Origin of the sequence: Actinoallomurus soli, assembly GCF_024055715.1 — a bacterium.
Classification (GTDB): domain Bacteria; phylum Actinomycetota; class Actinomycetes; order Streptosporangiales; family Streptosporangiaceae; genus Actinoallomurus; species Actinoallomurus soli.
On the sequence record NZ_JAMXMV010000001.1, the window covers coordinates 71,291 to 86,342 of the forward strand.

14 protein-coding genes are annotated in these 15,052 nt (G+C 71.4%); 5 read left to right on the forward strand and 9 right to left on the reverse strand.

The annotated features are described in order from the left end of the window. The first annotated feature begins 320 nt into the window (after nucleotides 1-320). Nucleotides 321-1,892, forward strand: coding sequence for a ribonuclease Y (rny, locus tag NDW01_RS00350; RefSeq protein ID WP_406567683.1), 1,572 nt, complete (start codon nucleotides 321-323; stop codon nucleotides 1,890-1,892). Between the two features lie 49 nt (nucleotides 1,893-1,941). Here rny and NDW01_RS00355 read toward each other — a convergent pair whose 3' ends face one another. The 5 genes from NDW01_RS00355 to NDW01_RS00375 form a co-directional block, all read right to left on the reverse strand. Then, entirely contained in the window at nucleotides 1,942-3,948 is a 2,007-nt protein-coding gene (locus NDW01_RS00355) for a S9 family peptidase (RefSeq protein WP_252815433.1), read from the reverse strand. 314 nt (nucleotides 3,949-4,262) lie between these two features. Continuing rightward, the gene (locus NDW01_RS00360) at nucleotides 4,263-5,207 is read right to left on the reverse strand and encodes an amino acid ABC transporter permease (protein WP_252815435.1); all 945 of its coding nucleotides are present in this window, start codon (nucleotides 5,205-5,207) and stop codon (nucleotides 4,263-4,265) included. Nucleotides 5,208-5,215: 8 nt separating this feature from the next. Continuing rightward, nucleotides 5,216-5,905: an amino acid ABC transporter permease gene (locus NDW01_RS00365; RefSeq protein ID WP_252776936.1), complete on the reverse strand. Its 690-nt coding sequence runs from the start codon at nucleotides 5,903-5,905 to the stop codon at nucleotides 5,216-5,218. A gap of 72 nt (nucleotides 5,906-5,977) precedes the next feature. After that, the gene (locus tag NDW01_RS00370) at nucleotides 5,978-6,832 is read right to left on the reverse strand and encodes a glutamate ABC transporter substrate-binding protein (RefSeq protein WP_252815437.1); all 855 of its coding nucleotides are present in this window, start codon (nucleotides 6,830-6,832) and stop codon (nucleotides 5,978-5,980) included. Between the two features lie 83 nt (nucleotides 6,833-6,915). Further along, complete coding sequence (locus NDW01_RS00375; RefSeq protein ID WP_252815439.1) at nucleotides 6,916-7,698, reverse strand: amino acid ABC transporter ATP-binding protein; 783 nt, start codon at nucleotides 7,696-7,698, stop codon at nucleotides 6,916-6,918. 205 nt (nucleotides 7,699-7,903) lie between these two features. Here NDW01_RS00375 and miaB point away from each other — a divergent pair, with 205 nt between their 5' ends. After that, a complete protein-coding gene (gene miaB / locus NDW01_RS00380) occupies nucleotides 7,904-9,400 on the forward strand; it encodes a tRNA (N6-isopentenyl adenosine(37)-C2)-methylthiotransferase MiaB (protein WP_256510824.1) in 1,497 nt (498 codons plus the stop codon). A gap of 22 nt (nucleotides 9,401-9,422) precedes the next feature. Continuing rightward, a complete protein-coding gene (locus NDW01_RS00385) occupies nucleotides 9,423-10,100 on the forward strand; it encodes a class III extradiol ring-cleavage dioxygenase family protein (RefSeq protein WP_252815440.1) in 678 nt (225 codons plus the stop codon). On the opposite strand, the gene NDW01_RS00390 is transcribed toward NDW01_RS00385, so the two are convergent. After that, nucleotides 10,095-10,325 (reverse strand): antitoxin, encoded by a 231-nt coding sequence (locus tag NDW01_RS00390; RefSeq protein ID WP_252815442.1) that lies wholly within the window; start codon nucleotides 10,323-10,325, stop codon nucleotides 10,095-10,097. The genes NDW01_RS00385 and NDW01_RS00390 overlap by 6 nt on opposite strands. A 217-nt stretch (nucleotides 10,326-10,542) precedes the next feature. Between NDW01_RS00390 and miaA the strand changes: the two genes are divergently transcribed. Beyond that, nucleotides 10,543-11,451: a tRNA (adenosine(37)-N6)-dimethylallyltransferase MiaA gene (gene miaA, locus NDW01_RS00395; protein ID WP_252815444.1), complete on the forward strand. Its 909-nt coding sequence runs from the start codon at nucleotides 10,543-10,545 to the stop codon at nucleotides 11,449-11,451. Further along, nucleotides 11,439-12,254, forward strand: coding sequence for a diaminopimelate epimerase (dapF, locus tag NDW01_RS00400; protein WP_252815446.1), 816 nt, complete (start codon nucleotides 11,439-11,441; stop codon nucleotides 12,252-12,254). Before miaA ends, dapF begins: the two co-directional genes overlap by 13 nt. A 98-nt stretch (nucleotides 12,255-12,352) precedes the next feature. Here the strand turns inward: dapF and NDW01_RS00405 are convergent, their stop codons facing one another. The 3 genes from NDW01_RS00405 to NDW01_RS00415 form a co-directional block, all read right to left on the reverse strand. Further along, on the reverse strand, nucleotides 12,353-13,096 hold the full coding sequence (locus NDW01_RS00405) for a hypothetical protein (RefSeq protein ID WP_252815448.1): 744 nt from the start codon (nucleotides 13,094-13,096) through the stop codon (nucleotides 12,353-12,355). 420 nt (nucleotides 13,097-13,516) lie between these two features. After that, on the reverse strand, nucleotides 13,517-14,530 hold the full coding sequence (locus NDW01_RS00410) for an ADP-ribosylglycohydrolase family protein (RefSeq protein WP_252815450.1): 1,014 nt from the start codon (nucleotides 14,528-14,530) through the stop codon (nucleotides 13,517-13,519). A gap of 20 nt (nucleotides 14,531-14,550) precedes the next feature. After that, the gene (locus NDW01_RS00415; protein WP_252815452.1) at nucleotides 14,551-15,045 is read right to left on the reverse strand and encodes a TetR family transcriptional regulator C-terminal domain-containing protein; all 495 of its coding nucleotides are present in this window, start codon (nucleotides 15,043-15,045) and stop codon (nucleotides 14,551-14,553) included. Nucleotides 15,046-15,052 lie beyond the last annotated feature (7 nt).

Below are 15,052 nucleotides of genomic sequence, written 5' to 3' on the forward strand. Positions count from 1 at the left end.
GTCTTTTCTTGCCCATTACCTCTTGGCCGCTTACGGTTACGGCAGTGAGGTGTTACTCCGCGCAGTGCGGATTGCCATAGGACTGACCGCGTTCGACCAGCTGAAAGGTGTTGTGCCCGGCTCTCGCGGCCGGTGGTTCGCATAGCAGGGTTCTGGAGGACTCCGGAGCCCGTCTGACCGTGCGCGTCCGGCGGCTGCCGGGGGTGCTGGTCGCGGCCGTCCGGGACCGTACGGCGTGCCCGTAACGCCTCGCGTCGCCGACATCAGGGCCTCCTGGTGGCGCAGCGTCGAGGAGAGGGGTCAGTGCCGTGATCTACGTCGTGACAGGTGCGGCACTGGTGGTCATCCTGGCGCTGGTCGTCTTGGTCCTGGTCGTGCTCCGCCGCCTCGACACCACCGCGCGCAGGGTCGCGACCGACGAGGAGCAGGCGGAGGCACAGCGGGGCGCCGACGAGATCGTCGCCAAGGCCCGGGCCGATGCCCAGGAGATCCTCGGCGAGGCCGAGGTGAGGGCCCGTGAGGCGTCCGCGGCGGCGCGGTCCGAGGTCGAGGACGAGATCAGGTCGCTGAAAGAGGACCTGCGGGCGCTGCGCGAGGACCTCGAACGCCGCGAGGCCCGGCTCGCCGAGCGCGAGCACCGGCTGGACGACGAGGTGCGCCGCCTGGAGGAGCGGGCCCGCGAGCTGGCCGACGCCAAGCAGGCGCTGAAGGAGCGGCGGGCCGCCCTGGACCGGCTCGACGACGAGCGCAAGAGCGTCTTGGAGCAGGCCGCCGGTCTCACCGCCGACCAGGCCAAGAGCGAGCTCGTCTCTCTGATCGAGAACCAGGCCAAGCGCGAGGCCGCGCTGATCACACGGGAGATCGAGAACGAGGCACGCGACGAGGGCGAGAAGCGCGCCCGCAAGATCGTGACCCTGGCGATCCAGCGGGTCGCGAGCGAGCAGACCGCCGAGTCGGTCGTGTCGGTGCTGCACCTGCCCAGCGACGAGATGAAGGGCCGGATCATCGGCCGCGAGGGCCGGAACATCCGTTCCTTCGAGACGACGACCGGCGTGAACCTCATCATCGACGACACGCCGGAGGCCGTGCTGCTCAGCTGCTTCGACCCCGTACGCCGGGAGGTCGGCCGGCTGACGTTGGAGAAGCTGGTCCTCGACGGCCGCATCCACCCGCAGCGGATCGAGGAGATCTACGAGCACAGCAAGACCGAGGTCGAGCAGCGCTGCGTGCGCGCCGGTGAGGACGCCCTGATGGAGCTGGGACTCACCGACATGCACCCCGAGCTGATCACGTTGCTGGGCCGGCTGCGGTACCGGACGTCGTACGGGCAGAACGTGCTGGCGCACCTGATCGAGTCGGCGCATCTGGCCGGGGTCATGGCGGCCGAGCTGAAGCTGCCGGTTCCGCTGCTGAAGCGGTGCACGCTGCTGCACGACATCGGCAAGGCGCTGACGCACGAGGTCGAGGGCAGCCACGCGCTGATCGGCGCGGAGATCGCCCGGCGGTACGGCGAGGACGAGGACGTCGTGCACGCCATCGAGGCGCACCACAACGAGGTGGAGGTGCGCACCGTGGAGGCGGTGCTCACCCAGGCGGCGGACGCGATCAGCGGGGGTCGCCCGGGCGCGCGGCGCGAGTCGCTGGAGGCGTACGTCAAGCGGCTCGAACGGCTCGAGGAGATCGCGGCCACCCGCGAGGGCGTCGAGAAGGTCTTCGCCATGCAGGCCGGCCGGGAGATCCGGGTGATGGTGCGGCCCGACTCGGTCGATGACCTGCAGGCGCAGGTCATCGCGCACGACATCGCCAAGCAGGTCGAGGAGGAGCTGACCTACCCGGGGCAGATCCGGATCACCGTGGTCCGCGAGTCGCGGGCCACGGAGTTCGCCCGCTGAGCGACCGCCCCTCCGCCAGCCAGCCGCCGACCTCGCGGACGAAGGTCCGTCACGACGCCGTCTCCGCCTGCTCCGGAGCGGCGGCCGGCTCCTCGGGCGAGCCGGCCGGCGGCCGGCCGACGGTGAGCTCGATCGGCGCGACGTCCTTCGGCTCGAACCCGAGCGTCTGCCCGTAGAAGGCGAGCTCGGCCTCCAGGCAGGCGATGACGGTGTCCGCCCGCCGGAACCCGTGCGACTCTCCCTCGAAGGTCAGGTACGCGTACGGCGTCCGCTTGCTCGCCATCGCCTCGGCGAACCGCTCGGACTGCGGCGGGGAGACGACCGGGTCGTCCAGTCCCTGCAGGAGCAGCACCGGGCAGGCGACCTCCGACGCGCGCGCGATGGGGGAGCGCTCCTCGTACGTGCGCTCGAAACCGGGGATCGGCCCGATCAGCCCGTACAGGTACGTCGATTCGAAATCGTGGGTCTCCTTGAGCCAGTTCTGCGGGTCGGAGATGCCGAAGTAGGAGGTGCCCGCCTTGAACAGGTCCGTGTGGGTGACCGCGCACAGCGTCGTCCAGCCGCCGGCGCTGCCGCCGCGGATGGCCAGCCGTGCCGGGTCGGCGGCGCCGCCGCGGACCAGCGCCTCGGCGGCGGCCACGCTGTCCTCGACGTCCACGATCCCCCATTGGCGGCGCAGCCGTTCGCGATAGACGCGGCCGTACCCGGTGGAGCCGCCGTAGTTCACGTCGACCACGCCGATGCCCCGGCTGGTGAAGTAGGCGATCTCCAGGTCCAGCACGCTCGTGCTGTGCCCGGTCGGGCCGCCGTGCACGAACACGACGTACGGCGGCAGCTCGTCCTCGGGTGCCTGGAACGCCGGGTTGGACGGCGGGTACACGTAGGCGTGCACGGGGCGTCCGAACGGCCCCTCGAGCTCCTGGGCGCGCGGCAGCGGCAGGTAGGCCGCCTCGGGCGGGGAGTCCAGTTCGCTGCGGAGCACCTTGGCCTCGCCGCTGTCGGCGTCGATCACGACCACCGACCAGGGGATGTCGGGCGCGCCGGCGACGCCCACGATGCTCGTCCCGTCGGCGGACAGCTGGGGCTTCCAGTCGGTGTAGGGCAGGTCGAAGTCGACGAGGTCGGCCGTCTCGGGGTCGTACAGACCGAGCCGCTGGTCGCCCTGGCCGTGCAGCACGGCGATGCGACCGTCGTCCAGGACGGCGTACGGGCGGCCGCCCAGCTGCCACAGCGGCCCGGCGAACTCCTCCTCGGCCGGGTACAGCGCCTGGGGCGACTCACCGTGCAGGCCGACCTCGTACAGGTTCCACCAGCCCGGCCAGTCGGACACGACGTACAGCCGGGACTCGCTCAGCCACGTGGGTGCGAGCGCCGACTCGCTCAGACCGCCCTTGACCGGCCGCGGAGCGTCCAGCGCGCCGGTCTCGTCGAACGCGGCGACCCGCACCTCGGTGCCGTCCCACGGCATCCGCGGGTGGCTCCACTGCATCCAGGCGAGGTGGCCGCCCCCCGGGGACGGGGTGGGGAAGGCGTAGAAGTCGGCGCCGCTGACGAGCTCGCGGATCGCCGCGGCGTTCTCGGCGGCGCTGCCGTCGACGGGGACCGCGACGATCGCCCGGCGTACGCCCGCGGTGGTGTGGCCCTCGCAGACGCACCAGACGTGCCGGCCGTCGGGGGACAGCGCGAAGTCGGCGTAGCGCAGGCCGGCGGGCTGCGCCGGTTCGGGGGTCAGCGGCCGGGGCAGCTCTCCGGGGGTGAGGCGGTAGAGCCGCTGGTCCTCGTAGTTGGCGAAGACCACGTCGCCGTCGGGGAGGGGGAGGTAGGACCGCCCGCCGTACTCGTGCACGCGGGTACGGGCGTCCCACGGCGCGGGCAGCAGGTCCACTCCGGACCGCACGATCGTGGTCCGGCCGCCCTTCTCGGGGCGGGTCTCCTGCCACCACACTCGATCACCGTGGACGGTGGGGTAACTGAGTCGCAGGCGCGCGCGGGCCACGTCGGCGGCGGAGATCGGAGAGGACCAGGATCCATAGGGGGCGGTAGCGCGAGCGGTCATATCGGAATCGTCTCGCAAACAGGACGCCGATGGGACCTCGACCCGAGACTTGACCCCGCCGGACAGCGCCCCGGGCGGCCCGCCGTGCGCGGGGTCACCGTCCTTGTAGCGCACAGCGCAAAAGTGGTGCGCGGGCGCAACCAGCGTTGTTATCGGGCAAACACCATCCTCTTCCGCGGACGTTAGGGTCTGCATTCGCGCCTGAACGCGTCCCAATTCGCGATTGGACTGATCCACTCCAGGCCTTGCGACCGAAGTGAGCAGTGGCGGGCTGACGAGAAATCATCAGCCCGCCGCCGCGTGACTCGGCAGGATCAAGGAGCCGGCATGATCCCACCGGACATGCCCGCTCCGGGGGTAGTGGCGAGTACCTTGGCGGACGTCTTACGGCTGCGCCGGCTGCGCTTCTCCAGCCAGGTGGCCAGGTAGCTGAGCGCGAGGTTCATCGCGATGTAGATCAGCGCGATGACGATCGCGGCCGGGATGAGGTTGCCGTACTGGGTGGGGATCTGCCGGTACCCCGTGTTCAGCAGGTCCTCGTAGGAGATGATCCAGCCCAGCGCCGAGTCCTTCAGCAGGACGACCAGCTGACTGACGATCGCGGGCATCATCGCGGTGGTCGCCTGCGGGATGAGGATCAGCCGCATGACGCCGCTCTTGCGCAGGCCGATCGCGTAGGCCGCCTCCGACTGCCCGCGGGGCACCGCGTTGATGCCCGCGCGGAAGATCTCCGCCAGCACCGAGCCGTTGTAGAGCATCAGCGAGATGACCAGCGCGGTGAACGCGGTCACCTGGGGGAACTCGCGGTTCAGCGCGTTCGCGATCGTCGGCGGGCCGCTGAAGACGAAGAAGATGAGGATCAGCAGCGGGATCGCGCGGAAGAACTCCACGACCGCTCCGGCCGGGATCCTGACCCACCGGTGGTCGGACATGCGGCCGAGCCCGAACACCACTCCGAAGAGCAGCGCCAGGACGGCTCCGGCGAGCGCGGCCTTCAGCGTGCCGCCGATGCCGGGGAAGATGTAGTCCGACCAGGTCGATCCCTTGATGAAGGGCTTCCAGAGCCTGCCCTGGAGCTGGCCCTCCTTGTCGAGCCTGGCGATGACGACGTAGATGATCGCGAGGATGACGATCGCCGAGATCAGCGTCAGGATGTTGTGCCGCATCCGAGCCTTGGGGCCCGGCGCGTCGAACAGGACGGACGACTGCCGCTTCCGGGCGCGCGTGGGCGCAGGCTCGGTCTCCGTCACGGTGCTCACCGCCTCGCTCACCGGACCACCGCCATCCGCTTGGCCAGCCAGTTGAAGAAGAATCCGGTCGGCAGGGTGAGGCACATGAAGCCGACCGCGAAGCCGATGAAGATCGGCAGGGTCGCGCCGTACTGCTCGAACATGTCCTTCATCAGCGACGCCGCCTCGTAGTAGCTGGCGACCAGGACGACCGTGGTGTTCTTGATCATCGCGATCATGACGCTGCCGAGCGGCGCGATGACCGAGCGGAACGCCTGCGGCATGATCACCATGCGCAGCGATTGGGTGAAGGTGAGCCCGATCGCCCGCGCCGCCTCCGCCTGGCCCATCGGCACCGTGTTGATGCCGGCCCGCAGGGACTCGGCCACGAAGGCCGCCGTGTAGACCGACATGCCGAAGACGGCCAGCCAGAAGAAGTTGATGCTCGGCGTGCCCGAGATCCTGAACTTCAGCGTGTCGCTGAGCCCCAGGCTGCAGAACAGGAGCACCAGCGTGAGCGGGGTGTTCCGCAGCGTGTTGACGTAGAACGCGCCGGCGACCCGCAGCACCCGGATGGGCGAGACCCGCATCGCGGTGATCAGCGTGCCGATCACCAGGGACAGGATCCCCACCGTCACGGAAATCCGGATGGTCGCCCAGAACGCCGAGAGCAGCTTGTCACTGTTGTCCGCCAACGGACTGAAGTCGAGGAGTACGTTCCAGTTCATTCCGCTCCTACGCTCTTACGAGCGGCGCCGGCGAGCCTGCGGCCCACCGGCGCCGATCCCGTACCTGCGGGCTCAGCTGCAGCCTTGCGGCGTGGGGACGGTCGCGTCGAAGGGGAGGTTCGCCTTGGCGAACCACTTCTCCCACACCTGCTTGGCGGTGCCGTCGGAGTACATCGACTTGATGGCGTCGTTGACGGCGTTGCAGGTCTTCGTGTCGCCCTTCTTGAGGCCGACGCCGTACTTCTCGTCGGTGAACGGCGCGTTGACGACCTTGACCGCCGAGCCCTCGCGAACGGCGAAGCCGCCCAGGATGGTCGCGTCGGTGGAGACCGCGTCGACCGAGCCGCCCTTGAGCTTGGTGATGCACTCCTCGTAGCCCTGGGCCGGGACGGTGACCGCTGCGATCTTCTGCTTCAGCTTGTTGGTGCCCTCGGTGATGTTCTTCCAGGAGTTCGACCCGGACACCGCGCACAGCTTCTTGCCCTTGAGCGACTGCAGGCTCGTGATCGAGTTGTCGTTCGCCCGGACCATGAGGTCCTGGTGGGTGACGACGTACGGGCCGCCGAAGGTGACCTTCGGCAGGCGCTCCGGGGTGATCGAGTAGCTGGCGATCACCATGTCGACGGTGCCGTTCTGCAGGAAGGTCTCCCGGTTGGCCGACCGGGCCTCCTTGAACTCGATGTCGCTGTCCTTCTTGACGCCGAGCTTCTTGGCGATGTACTTGGCGACGTCGATGTCGAAGCCCTCGACCCCGTTCGGGGTCTTCATGCCGATGGCGGGCTGGTCGTACTTGACGCCGATGACGATCTTCTTGCCGTCCTTGGCCTTGTCGACGACCGTGGTGTTCTTCTTCGCGGCACACCCGGAGATGCCCATCCCGGCCACCGCGAGCGCGGCGGCGACGACCCCGAAGTGACGTACTCGCATCGTGTATTTCCCCTGTGTCGTGGAGGACCGCGCGGCGCGGTTCCTCGCGTCGGCTGAGCCCAGATCCGCCGGACCGGCCCCGGTCAGTGCGTCAGGATCTTGGACAGGAAGTCCTTGGCGCGGTCGCTCCGCGCGTTGGTGAAGAACTCTCCGGGGGTGTTCTCCTCGACGATCTGGCCGTCCGCCATGAACACCACCTTGTTGGCCGATGCGCGGGCGAACCCCATCTCGTGGGTCACGACGACCATCGTCATGCCCTCGGCGGCAAGGTTGATCATTACGTCGAGGACCTCCTTGACCATCTCCGGGTCGAGGGCCGAGGTCGGCTCGTCGAACAGCATGACCTTGGGCCGCATCGCGAGCGCCCGGGCGATCGCCGCGCGCTGCTGCTGCCCCCCGGACAGCTGTGCGGGGTACTTCTCGGCCTGCGAGGCGATGCCCACCCGCTCGAGGAGCTCCATCGCGCGCTGCTCCGCCTCGGTCTTGTCCATCTTGCGGACCTTGATCGGGCCGAGCGTGACGTTCTGCAGGATCGTCTTGTGCGCGAACAGGTTGAACGACTGGAAGACCATGCCCACGTCGGCCCGCAGCTGGGCCAGCGCCTTGCCCTCCTCGGGCAGCGGCTTGCCGTCGATCCGGATGGTGCCGCCGTCGATGGGCTCCAGCCGGTTGATCGTGCGGCACAGCGTCGACTTGCCGCCGCCCGACGGGCCGATCACGACCACGACCTCGCCCCGATGGATGGTGAGGTCGATGTCCCTGAGGACATGGTGCTCGCCGTAGAACTTGTTCACGTTCTCGAGCACGACGAGAGGTCCGCCGCCATTCACCCCGGCCTCCCGGGACTCCTTGCCGCTGTCCGTCATGTGCGCAAAGCGTACGTCAAGACATTGGCAAGAAAGCCGAGCTGAGGTACCGATCCGGTCACGTTGCACGGGGCATTTGCCGTCCGCCGGAGCGGCGCCGGCGCCACTGAAGTCGATCTTGTGGCCGCTGGCATGCGCGCGCTGATGGTCGCGCTCGGCGCGGAGTCTCCGTCCACGGCCCGGCGCGCGTACTCTTTCCTATGAGATGAGCGCGCCCACGACATTCGACGACCGGCCCCGCACGTACGAGATCCGCACGTACGGGTGCCAGATGAACGTGCACGACTCCGAGCGGCTCGCCGGGCTGCTGGAGAACGCCGGCTACGCCCGCGCGGACGACGGCGCGACGCCCGACGTCGTCGTGTTCAACACGTGCGCCGTACGGGAGAACGCCGACAACCGCCTGTACGGCAACCTCGGTCACCTGCGGCCGGTGAAGGAGAGCCACGCCGGCATGCAGATCGCGGTCGGCGGCTGCCTCGCGCAGAAGGACCGCGACACGATCGTCCGGCGCGCGCCGTGGGTGGACGTCGTCTTCGGCACCCACAACATCGGCTCGCTGCCGGTCCTGCTCGAACGCGCCCGGGTCCAGGAAGAGGCGCAGGTCGAGATCAAGGAGTCGCTCGAGACGTTCCCGAGCACGCTCCCGACCCGCCGCGAGTCCCCGTACGCCGCGTGGGTGTCCATCTCGGTCGGGTGCAACAACACCTGCACGTTCTGCATCGTGCCCTCGCTGCGCGGCAAGGAGAAGGACCGCCGTCCCGGCGAGATCCTGGCCGAGGTCGAGGCGCTGGTCGCCGAGGGCGTCTGCGAGATCACGCTCCTCGGGCAGAACGTCAACTCCTACGGCGCCGAGTTCGGTGACCGGGGGGCGTTCGCCAAGCTGCTGCGCTCCTGCGGGGAGATCGAGGGGCTGGAGCGGGTCCGCTTCACCTCGCCGCACCCGCGTGACTTCACCGACGACGTCATCGCCGCGATGGCCGAGACGCCGAACGTCATGCCGTCGCTGCACATGCCGCTGCAGTCCGGGTCCGACCGGGTGCTGAAGGCCATGCGGCGCTCCTACCGCCAGGAGCGCTACCTCGGCATCATCGAGCGGGTCCGCGCCGCGATCCCGGACGCCGCGATCACCACGGACATCATCGTCGGCTTCCCGGGGGAGACCGAGGAGGACTTCGAGCAGACGCTGCACGTGGTCCGCGAGGCGCGGTTCTCCGGGGCGTTCACCTTCCAGTACTCCAAGCGGCCCGGCACGCCGGCGGCGGAGATGGCCGACCAGGTGCCCAAGGAGGTCGTGCAAGAGCGGTACGAGCGGCTGATCGCCCTGCAGGAGGAGATCTCCTGGGCGGAGAACAAGAAGCAGCTCGGCCGCACCCTCGAGGTGCTCGTCGCCGAGGGCGAGGGCCGCAAGGACCAGCGCACGCACCGCCTGTCCGGGCGGGCGCCCGACAACCGGCTCGTCCACTTCGGACTCGGCGAGGACGACACCGAGACGCCCCGGCCGGGCGACATGGTCACCGTCGAGGTCACCTACGCCGCACCGCACCACCTGGTCGCGGACGGACCGGTCCGCGCCGTCCGGCGCACCCGGGCGGGCGACGCCTGGGAGCGGCGCACGGCCGCGCCCGCGCCGAAGGGCGTCTCGCTGGGCATGCCGGGCATCGGCCGGCCCGCGGCGCCCCCGGTCTCCTCCTGCCCGTGACCGCGCCGTCCGAGACGGCCGCGTGCTGACCTCCGCGGCGGTGTGCCCGCATCCGCCGCTGCTCGTACCCCAGGTCGCGAGCGGCGCGGCTCCTGAACTCGACGGGCTGCGGGCGGCGTGCGACGCGGCGGTGGGCCGGCTCGGCCCCGCCGACCTGCTGATCGTCGTCGGCTCCGGGCCGAGCACCCGTGACTTCGGCTCCGACGCGGCGGGCGGCCTGCGCCCGTACGGCGTCGACCTCACGTTCGGGCCCGGTGAGCCCGTGCTGCCGCTGTCCCTGACGATCGGACGGTGGCTGATCGGCGACCGGCCGGCCCTGTTCCAGAGCGTCGCGCAGGACGCCTCGCCGGGCGCCTGCCTCCGGCTGGGCGCGGACCTGGCGGAGCTGGCCCCCGCGGTCGCGCTGCTCGTGATGGGCGACGGGTCGGCGTGCCGCGACGCGGCCGCCCCCGGCTACCTCGACCCGCGGGCCGCCGGGTTCGACGCGGCGGTGGCCGCGGCGCTGGCCGGCGCGGACCGCGCCGCGCTCGCAGGGCTGGACGCCGGCCTCGCCGCCGAGCTGCGGGCGCCCGGGCGCGCGCCGTGGCAGGTCCTGGCCGGAGCGGCGGGAGACGCGGTCTACGACGCGGAGCTGCTGGCCGACACGGCGCCGTACGGCGTCGGCTATCTGGTCGCGAGCTGGACCCGCCGCGCGCTATGACGGCCGGCCGCCCATGGGGTCGGCGCCTCCTTCGCGCTCCTCGCGCCCGCGCTCTCCACCGGCGCGTTCCGCGTACTTCCGCGCCTGCTCCTGCGCCATGTCGACCTGGTGCTCGTACTTCCCGCCGGTCTTGCGGTCGACCATGTCGCCGGCCTTCTCGATGGCCTCGTCGACCTTGTCGCCGTGCTGGCCGAGCAGATCCTTGACCTTGTCCTTGAAGGACATCCGGGCCTCCTCGTACGGGGGCGCCGTCCTCCGGCGCCCTCTACCGGCCCTCTGCCCCATATCGGGCGGGAGAACCCGCCGCGACGTGTCTGATGGGCGCGCCCGGCTCTGGGAAGACCGGCGCCGGGCGCCTTACCCTCGCGGGTCGGCGGAACCCCGCCGCGGGACGCCGGGCGAGTGGCGAAGGCACCTCGGGGGAAGCGGCAGAATTGAGCCGGTGGGGGAGAACAGGGTGATCGCCGTCGTGGGTCCGACCGCCGCGGGCAAGTCCGACCTCGCGGTGGAGCTCGCCCTGCGGCTCGGCGGCGAGATCGTCAACGCCGACTCGATGCAGCTCTACCGGGGCATGGACATCGGCACGGCCAAGCTCACCGAGCCGGACTGGCGCGGGGTGCCGCACCACCTGCTGGACGTGTGGGACGTCACCCGCACGGCCAGCGTCGCCGAGTACCAGGACGCGGCCCGCCGGACCGTCGCGCAGATCCGCGGCCGCGGGCGCGTGCCGCTGCTGGTCGGCGGCTCCGGCCTGTACGTCCGCGCGGTCCTGGACGACCTGGAGTTCCCCGGCACGGATCCGGAGCTGCGGGCGCGGCTGGAGGGCGAGCTCGCCGAGCACGGTCCCGCCGCGCTGCACGCCCGGCTGGCCGGCCTCGACCCGGCCGCCGCCGCCTCGATCCTGCCGAGCAACGGCCGCCGCATCGTCCGGGCCCTCGAGGTGATCGAGATCACCGGCCGGCCCTTCACCGCCTCCATGCCGTCCTACGCCGACACCGGCGACGCGGTGCAGCTCGGGCTGACCGTTCCCCGTCCCGAACTGGACGAGCGCATCGCCGTACGCGTCGAGCGGATGTGGAAGGCCGGATTCGTCGACGAGGTCCGCGCTCTGGAGCCGCACGGCCTGCGCGACGGGCTCACGGCGAGCCGCGCGCTCGGCTACGCGCAGGTGCTCCGCTTCCTGACGGGGGAGTGGACCGAGGAGGAGGCGAAGCAGGAGACGATCCGCGCCACCCGGCGGTTCGCCCGCCGCCAGGAGTCCTGGTTCCGCCGCGACCCCCGGGTCCGCTGGATCCCCTATGACGCGCCCGTCGAGACCGCGCTGGATACGATCGGCCCATGCGCTTCGTGAAGGGACACGGCACCGAGAACGACTTCGTGATCGTGCCGGACCCCGATGGCTCACTCGACCTGACACCGTCCCTCGTGGCCGCCCTCTGCGACCGGCGCGCAGGGATCGGTGCCGACGGCGTGCTGCGCGTCGTACGCGCCAAGGCGCTGGGCCACGACGACCTCGGCGCCGAGTGGTTCATGGACTACCGCAACGCCGACGGCAGCATCGCGGAGATGTGCGGCAACGGCGTGCGGGTCTTCGCGCGGTACCTCGTCGACACCGGCCTGGCCGCCCCCGGCGACCTCGCGGTCGGGACCAGGGCGGGCGTTCGCGCGGTGAGCCTGGGCGCGACCGGCGACGTGACGGTGGACATGGGCGCCCCGCGCGTGCTGGGAGAGGGCGGGGCGGTGCTGGCCGGCCGGTCGTACGCGGGCCTGCGCGTCTCCATGGGCAACCCGCACCTGGCCTGCCTGATCGACGAGCCCGTCGCCGGCCTCGACCTGGAGCGCGCCCCCGACGTCGACACGGCGGTGTTCCCCGACGGGGTCAACGTCGAGCTGTTCCGGCCGCTCGGCGACGGCCGGGTGGAGATGCGGGTCCACGAGCGGGGAGTGGGCGAGACGCGGTCCTGCGGTACGGGCACGGTCGCGACCGCCGTCGCCGCCGCCCACGCCGAGGGCCGCACGACCGGCACGTGGGAGGTCGCCGTGCCGGGCGGTCTCCTCACCGTGATCCTGGACGGCACGACCAGCTTCCTGCGCGGCCCGGCCGTCCTCCTCGCCGAAGGCGAAGTCCACCTCGACCGCCTCACGGCGCGCTGACCGTAGCGCCGTTCCCGGCATCGGCCGGTCTCAGAGCCTCCCGCCCGCCGCGCAGGCGGACGGCGGGACTCTGAGACCCTGCCCTCAGGGCGGCGCGATCAGCCGCCGTGGTGGATCGGAATGCCGGGACGATGCCAGCCGCCTCCCGGGCCGACCGGCCGGTGGTACACCGGCGGGCTGTGCCAGCCGGGACGATGCCAGCCCGGCCGGTCCCACACGGGACGCTGGATGATCATGCCCGGGCGGTACCACGGTCCGGGACGGAAGATCCGAACCGGTGGGCGGCCCCATGATCCCCGGTACGGAGCGGCGACCTGGAGAACCTCGGCCCTCGGTGTGCCGTTCGGCACGCACTGCACGACCATGGTGCCGGCCTGTGCGCTGTTGACGGTGACCTCGATACCGCCGACGCGCAGGAGGTGCGTCCCGGCCACGGCCGGCGCCCAGTCGCCGGCCAGGTCGCCGGTGAGCGCCCCCTGCTCCGGGACCGCGCCCCCGGAGCCGCTCAGCTGGAAGGTCGTGTTCTCGGTGCCGCTGACGTCGACCCAGGCGGTGCCGTTCCAGGAGTCGATCGGGAAGGGCGCCTGCAGGTTCAGGCTGGAGATGTGCAGGTAGAAGCGTGACGGCGCGTCGTAGGTGTTCCCGGGCGGGGTCAGCCAGCCGTCGAGGGCGGCGGCCGTCTGCCCGAGGTCGCCGATGTTGCAGGTGAGGTCGGCGGACAGCGCGGCGGCCCGTTGGTTCGCCTGCGCCCGCGCGGACGTCTGCCCCGCGGCCCCGAGGCCGCTGACCGCGAGAACCGCCGTCGTGACCGCGGCGGCGCCCCGGCCGGTCAATTTGATCATCTGAGCTCCTTGTGGGTCCGTCTCAGAGATCGACGTCATCACATCCGCGCCGCCCTACGGCCGCGCCTGACGGCCCTTGCCGGAACCGTTGACGATCCGCCACCCGATCATGGCCGAGCGGCGCTCGGGAACGCGATCGGCGAACTCCACGTGGACCGCCTCACGGCTCGCTGACCGTATTGCCGTTTCCGGCCTCGGGCCGATTTGATGCGGGCATGCCCGAGAGCGTCACCTCACCCGTGTTCACCCTGTCCTACGTTCCGTCGGTCGAGGACGTCGCGGAGCTCCGGGCGCCGTACGAGGTCGAAGTGTTCGAGGAGGGCCTCACCAGCCGGACCGACGGACTCGCCAGGCAGCCATCTGGCGTTCCACCCCGGCCTCGATCCGCGTGGCCGATGGCGTACCGGCCGTGGGGCCGGGTCAGTGGAGGCCCTGGTAGACCCAGTTCGGGAGGATCTCGACAAGGTGCAGCCACTCGCCGGGGGCGATCGCGGGTCCGGCGCGTCCCATGTCACCGCGTCCGTTGCGCGCGGCGACGACGCCGCCCGTGATCGCGCACGTGGTGTCGACGTCGCCGAGGCCCTCGGCGGTCGTCCAGAGCGCGTCGGTGAGGCTGCCGAGATGGTGGGCCGCGCACCACAGCGCGAACGGCACCGTGTCGTCGGCGCGGATCCGCCGCCCGTTGCCGAGGATGTCGGCGGCCTTCCAGGCGGGGGTGTCGTCCGGCAGGTCGGCGGCGCGCAGGATCCCGTCGCGGGTCGGCCCGGCGGGCGTATGCGCCGCGACCGCTCGAAGCAGGTCGGCGCCCCAGAGCACGCCCTCACGCGCGCCCGGGCTCTGCCGCCACCGGGCCTCGTGGTCCGGCCGGCCGGCCACGGCGAGGGCCGCCGCGACGGCCACCGCGACGGCGCCCGCGATGCCTTCAGGGTGAGCATGGGTGACGTGCGCGGACCGCCTCGCCTGCTCGACGGTGGTCTCGAGGTCCGGGCCGAACCAGGCGCCCAGGGGAGCGGCCCTCATCGCCGCGCCGTTGCCGAGGCTGCCCTGTCCGTCGAACAGCGCCCGCGCCGCCGTGCGCCACGCACCCGGGTCCGCGCCGAGCAGCGGCAGCAGGTCGTGCATGCCCGCGCCGTATCCCCGGCCCGGATCGGCGGCGTAGGCGTCGGCGAACGCGCGGGCCAGTTCCTCCTCGACGATCTCCCCGTGCCGCAGGAGCACGCCGAGGATGCCGAGGGCCATCGCGGTGTCGTCGGTCCAGCGCCACACCTGGCCGGGCCCGAAGCCCTGACCGGGGCCCGGCACGTCGGGGAGGCGGCGCGCGGCGATCTCGCGGCGGGCCTCGGCCGCGGATCGGGAGAACCACCGCCGGCCGAACGCGTCCCCCAGGGACAGCCCCATGACGCTGTCGAGAACCGCATTCCGATCAACGATCATTGCCGCACTCTGCCACGTATTCAGCCGGTCAGGGCGCGAAGTCCTTCGCGGAGGGTGGCGGCGTCGACGTCCTCCAGGATGAGCAGCTGGATCACGAAGCCGGGTACGAGGCAGAAGAGGGTGGCGCCGACGGCACGGGGGTCGGCGTCGGCGGGCAGGCGGCCCACATCGCGCATTCGTTCAGCGAGCTTGATCCACCAGGTGCGGGTGTCGGTGAACAGGCCGCGGACGGTCGGTCCGAGTGCCGGGTTGTACATCGCCTCCACCCACCCGGCGGGAGCGAGCCGGAGAGGGCCGTCGCTCCCCAGCAGGGACTCGACGCGCTCGGCGAACCGGCCGATCACGTCCTCCAGCGGGGGGAGGGTGTCCTCGTTGAGCACTTCTTCCAGCACACACTGCTGCGCTCGGTCGCGTTCTTCGACGGCGCGCGGGCGGGCGGCCCGCTTATCGTCCTGGTCGTGTGGGCCGTGACCGGGCTCCTGCTCCTCGGCGTGGGCGGTCTGCGGGATCGGCATGCCGGCT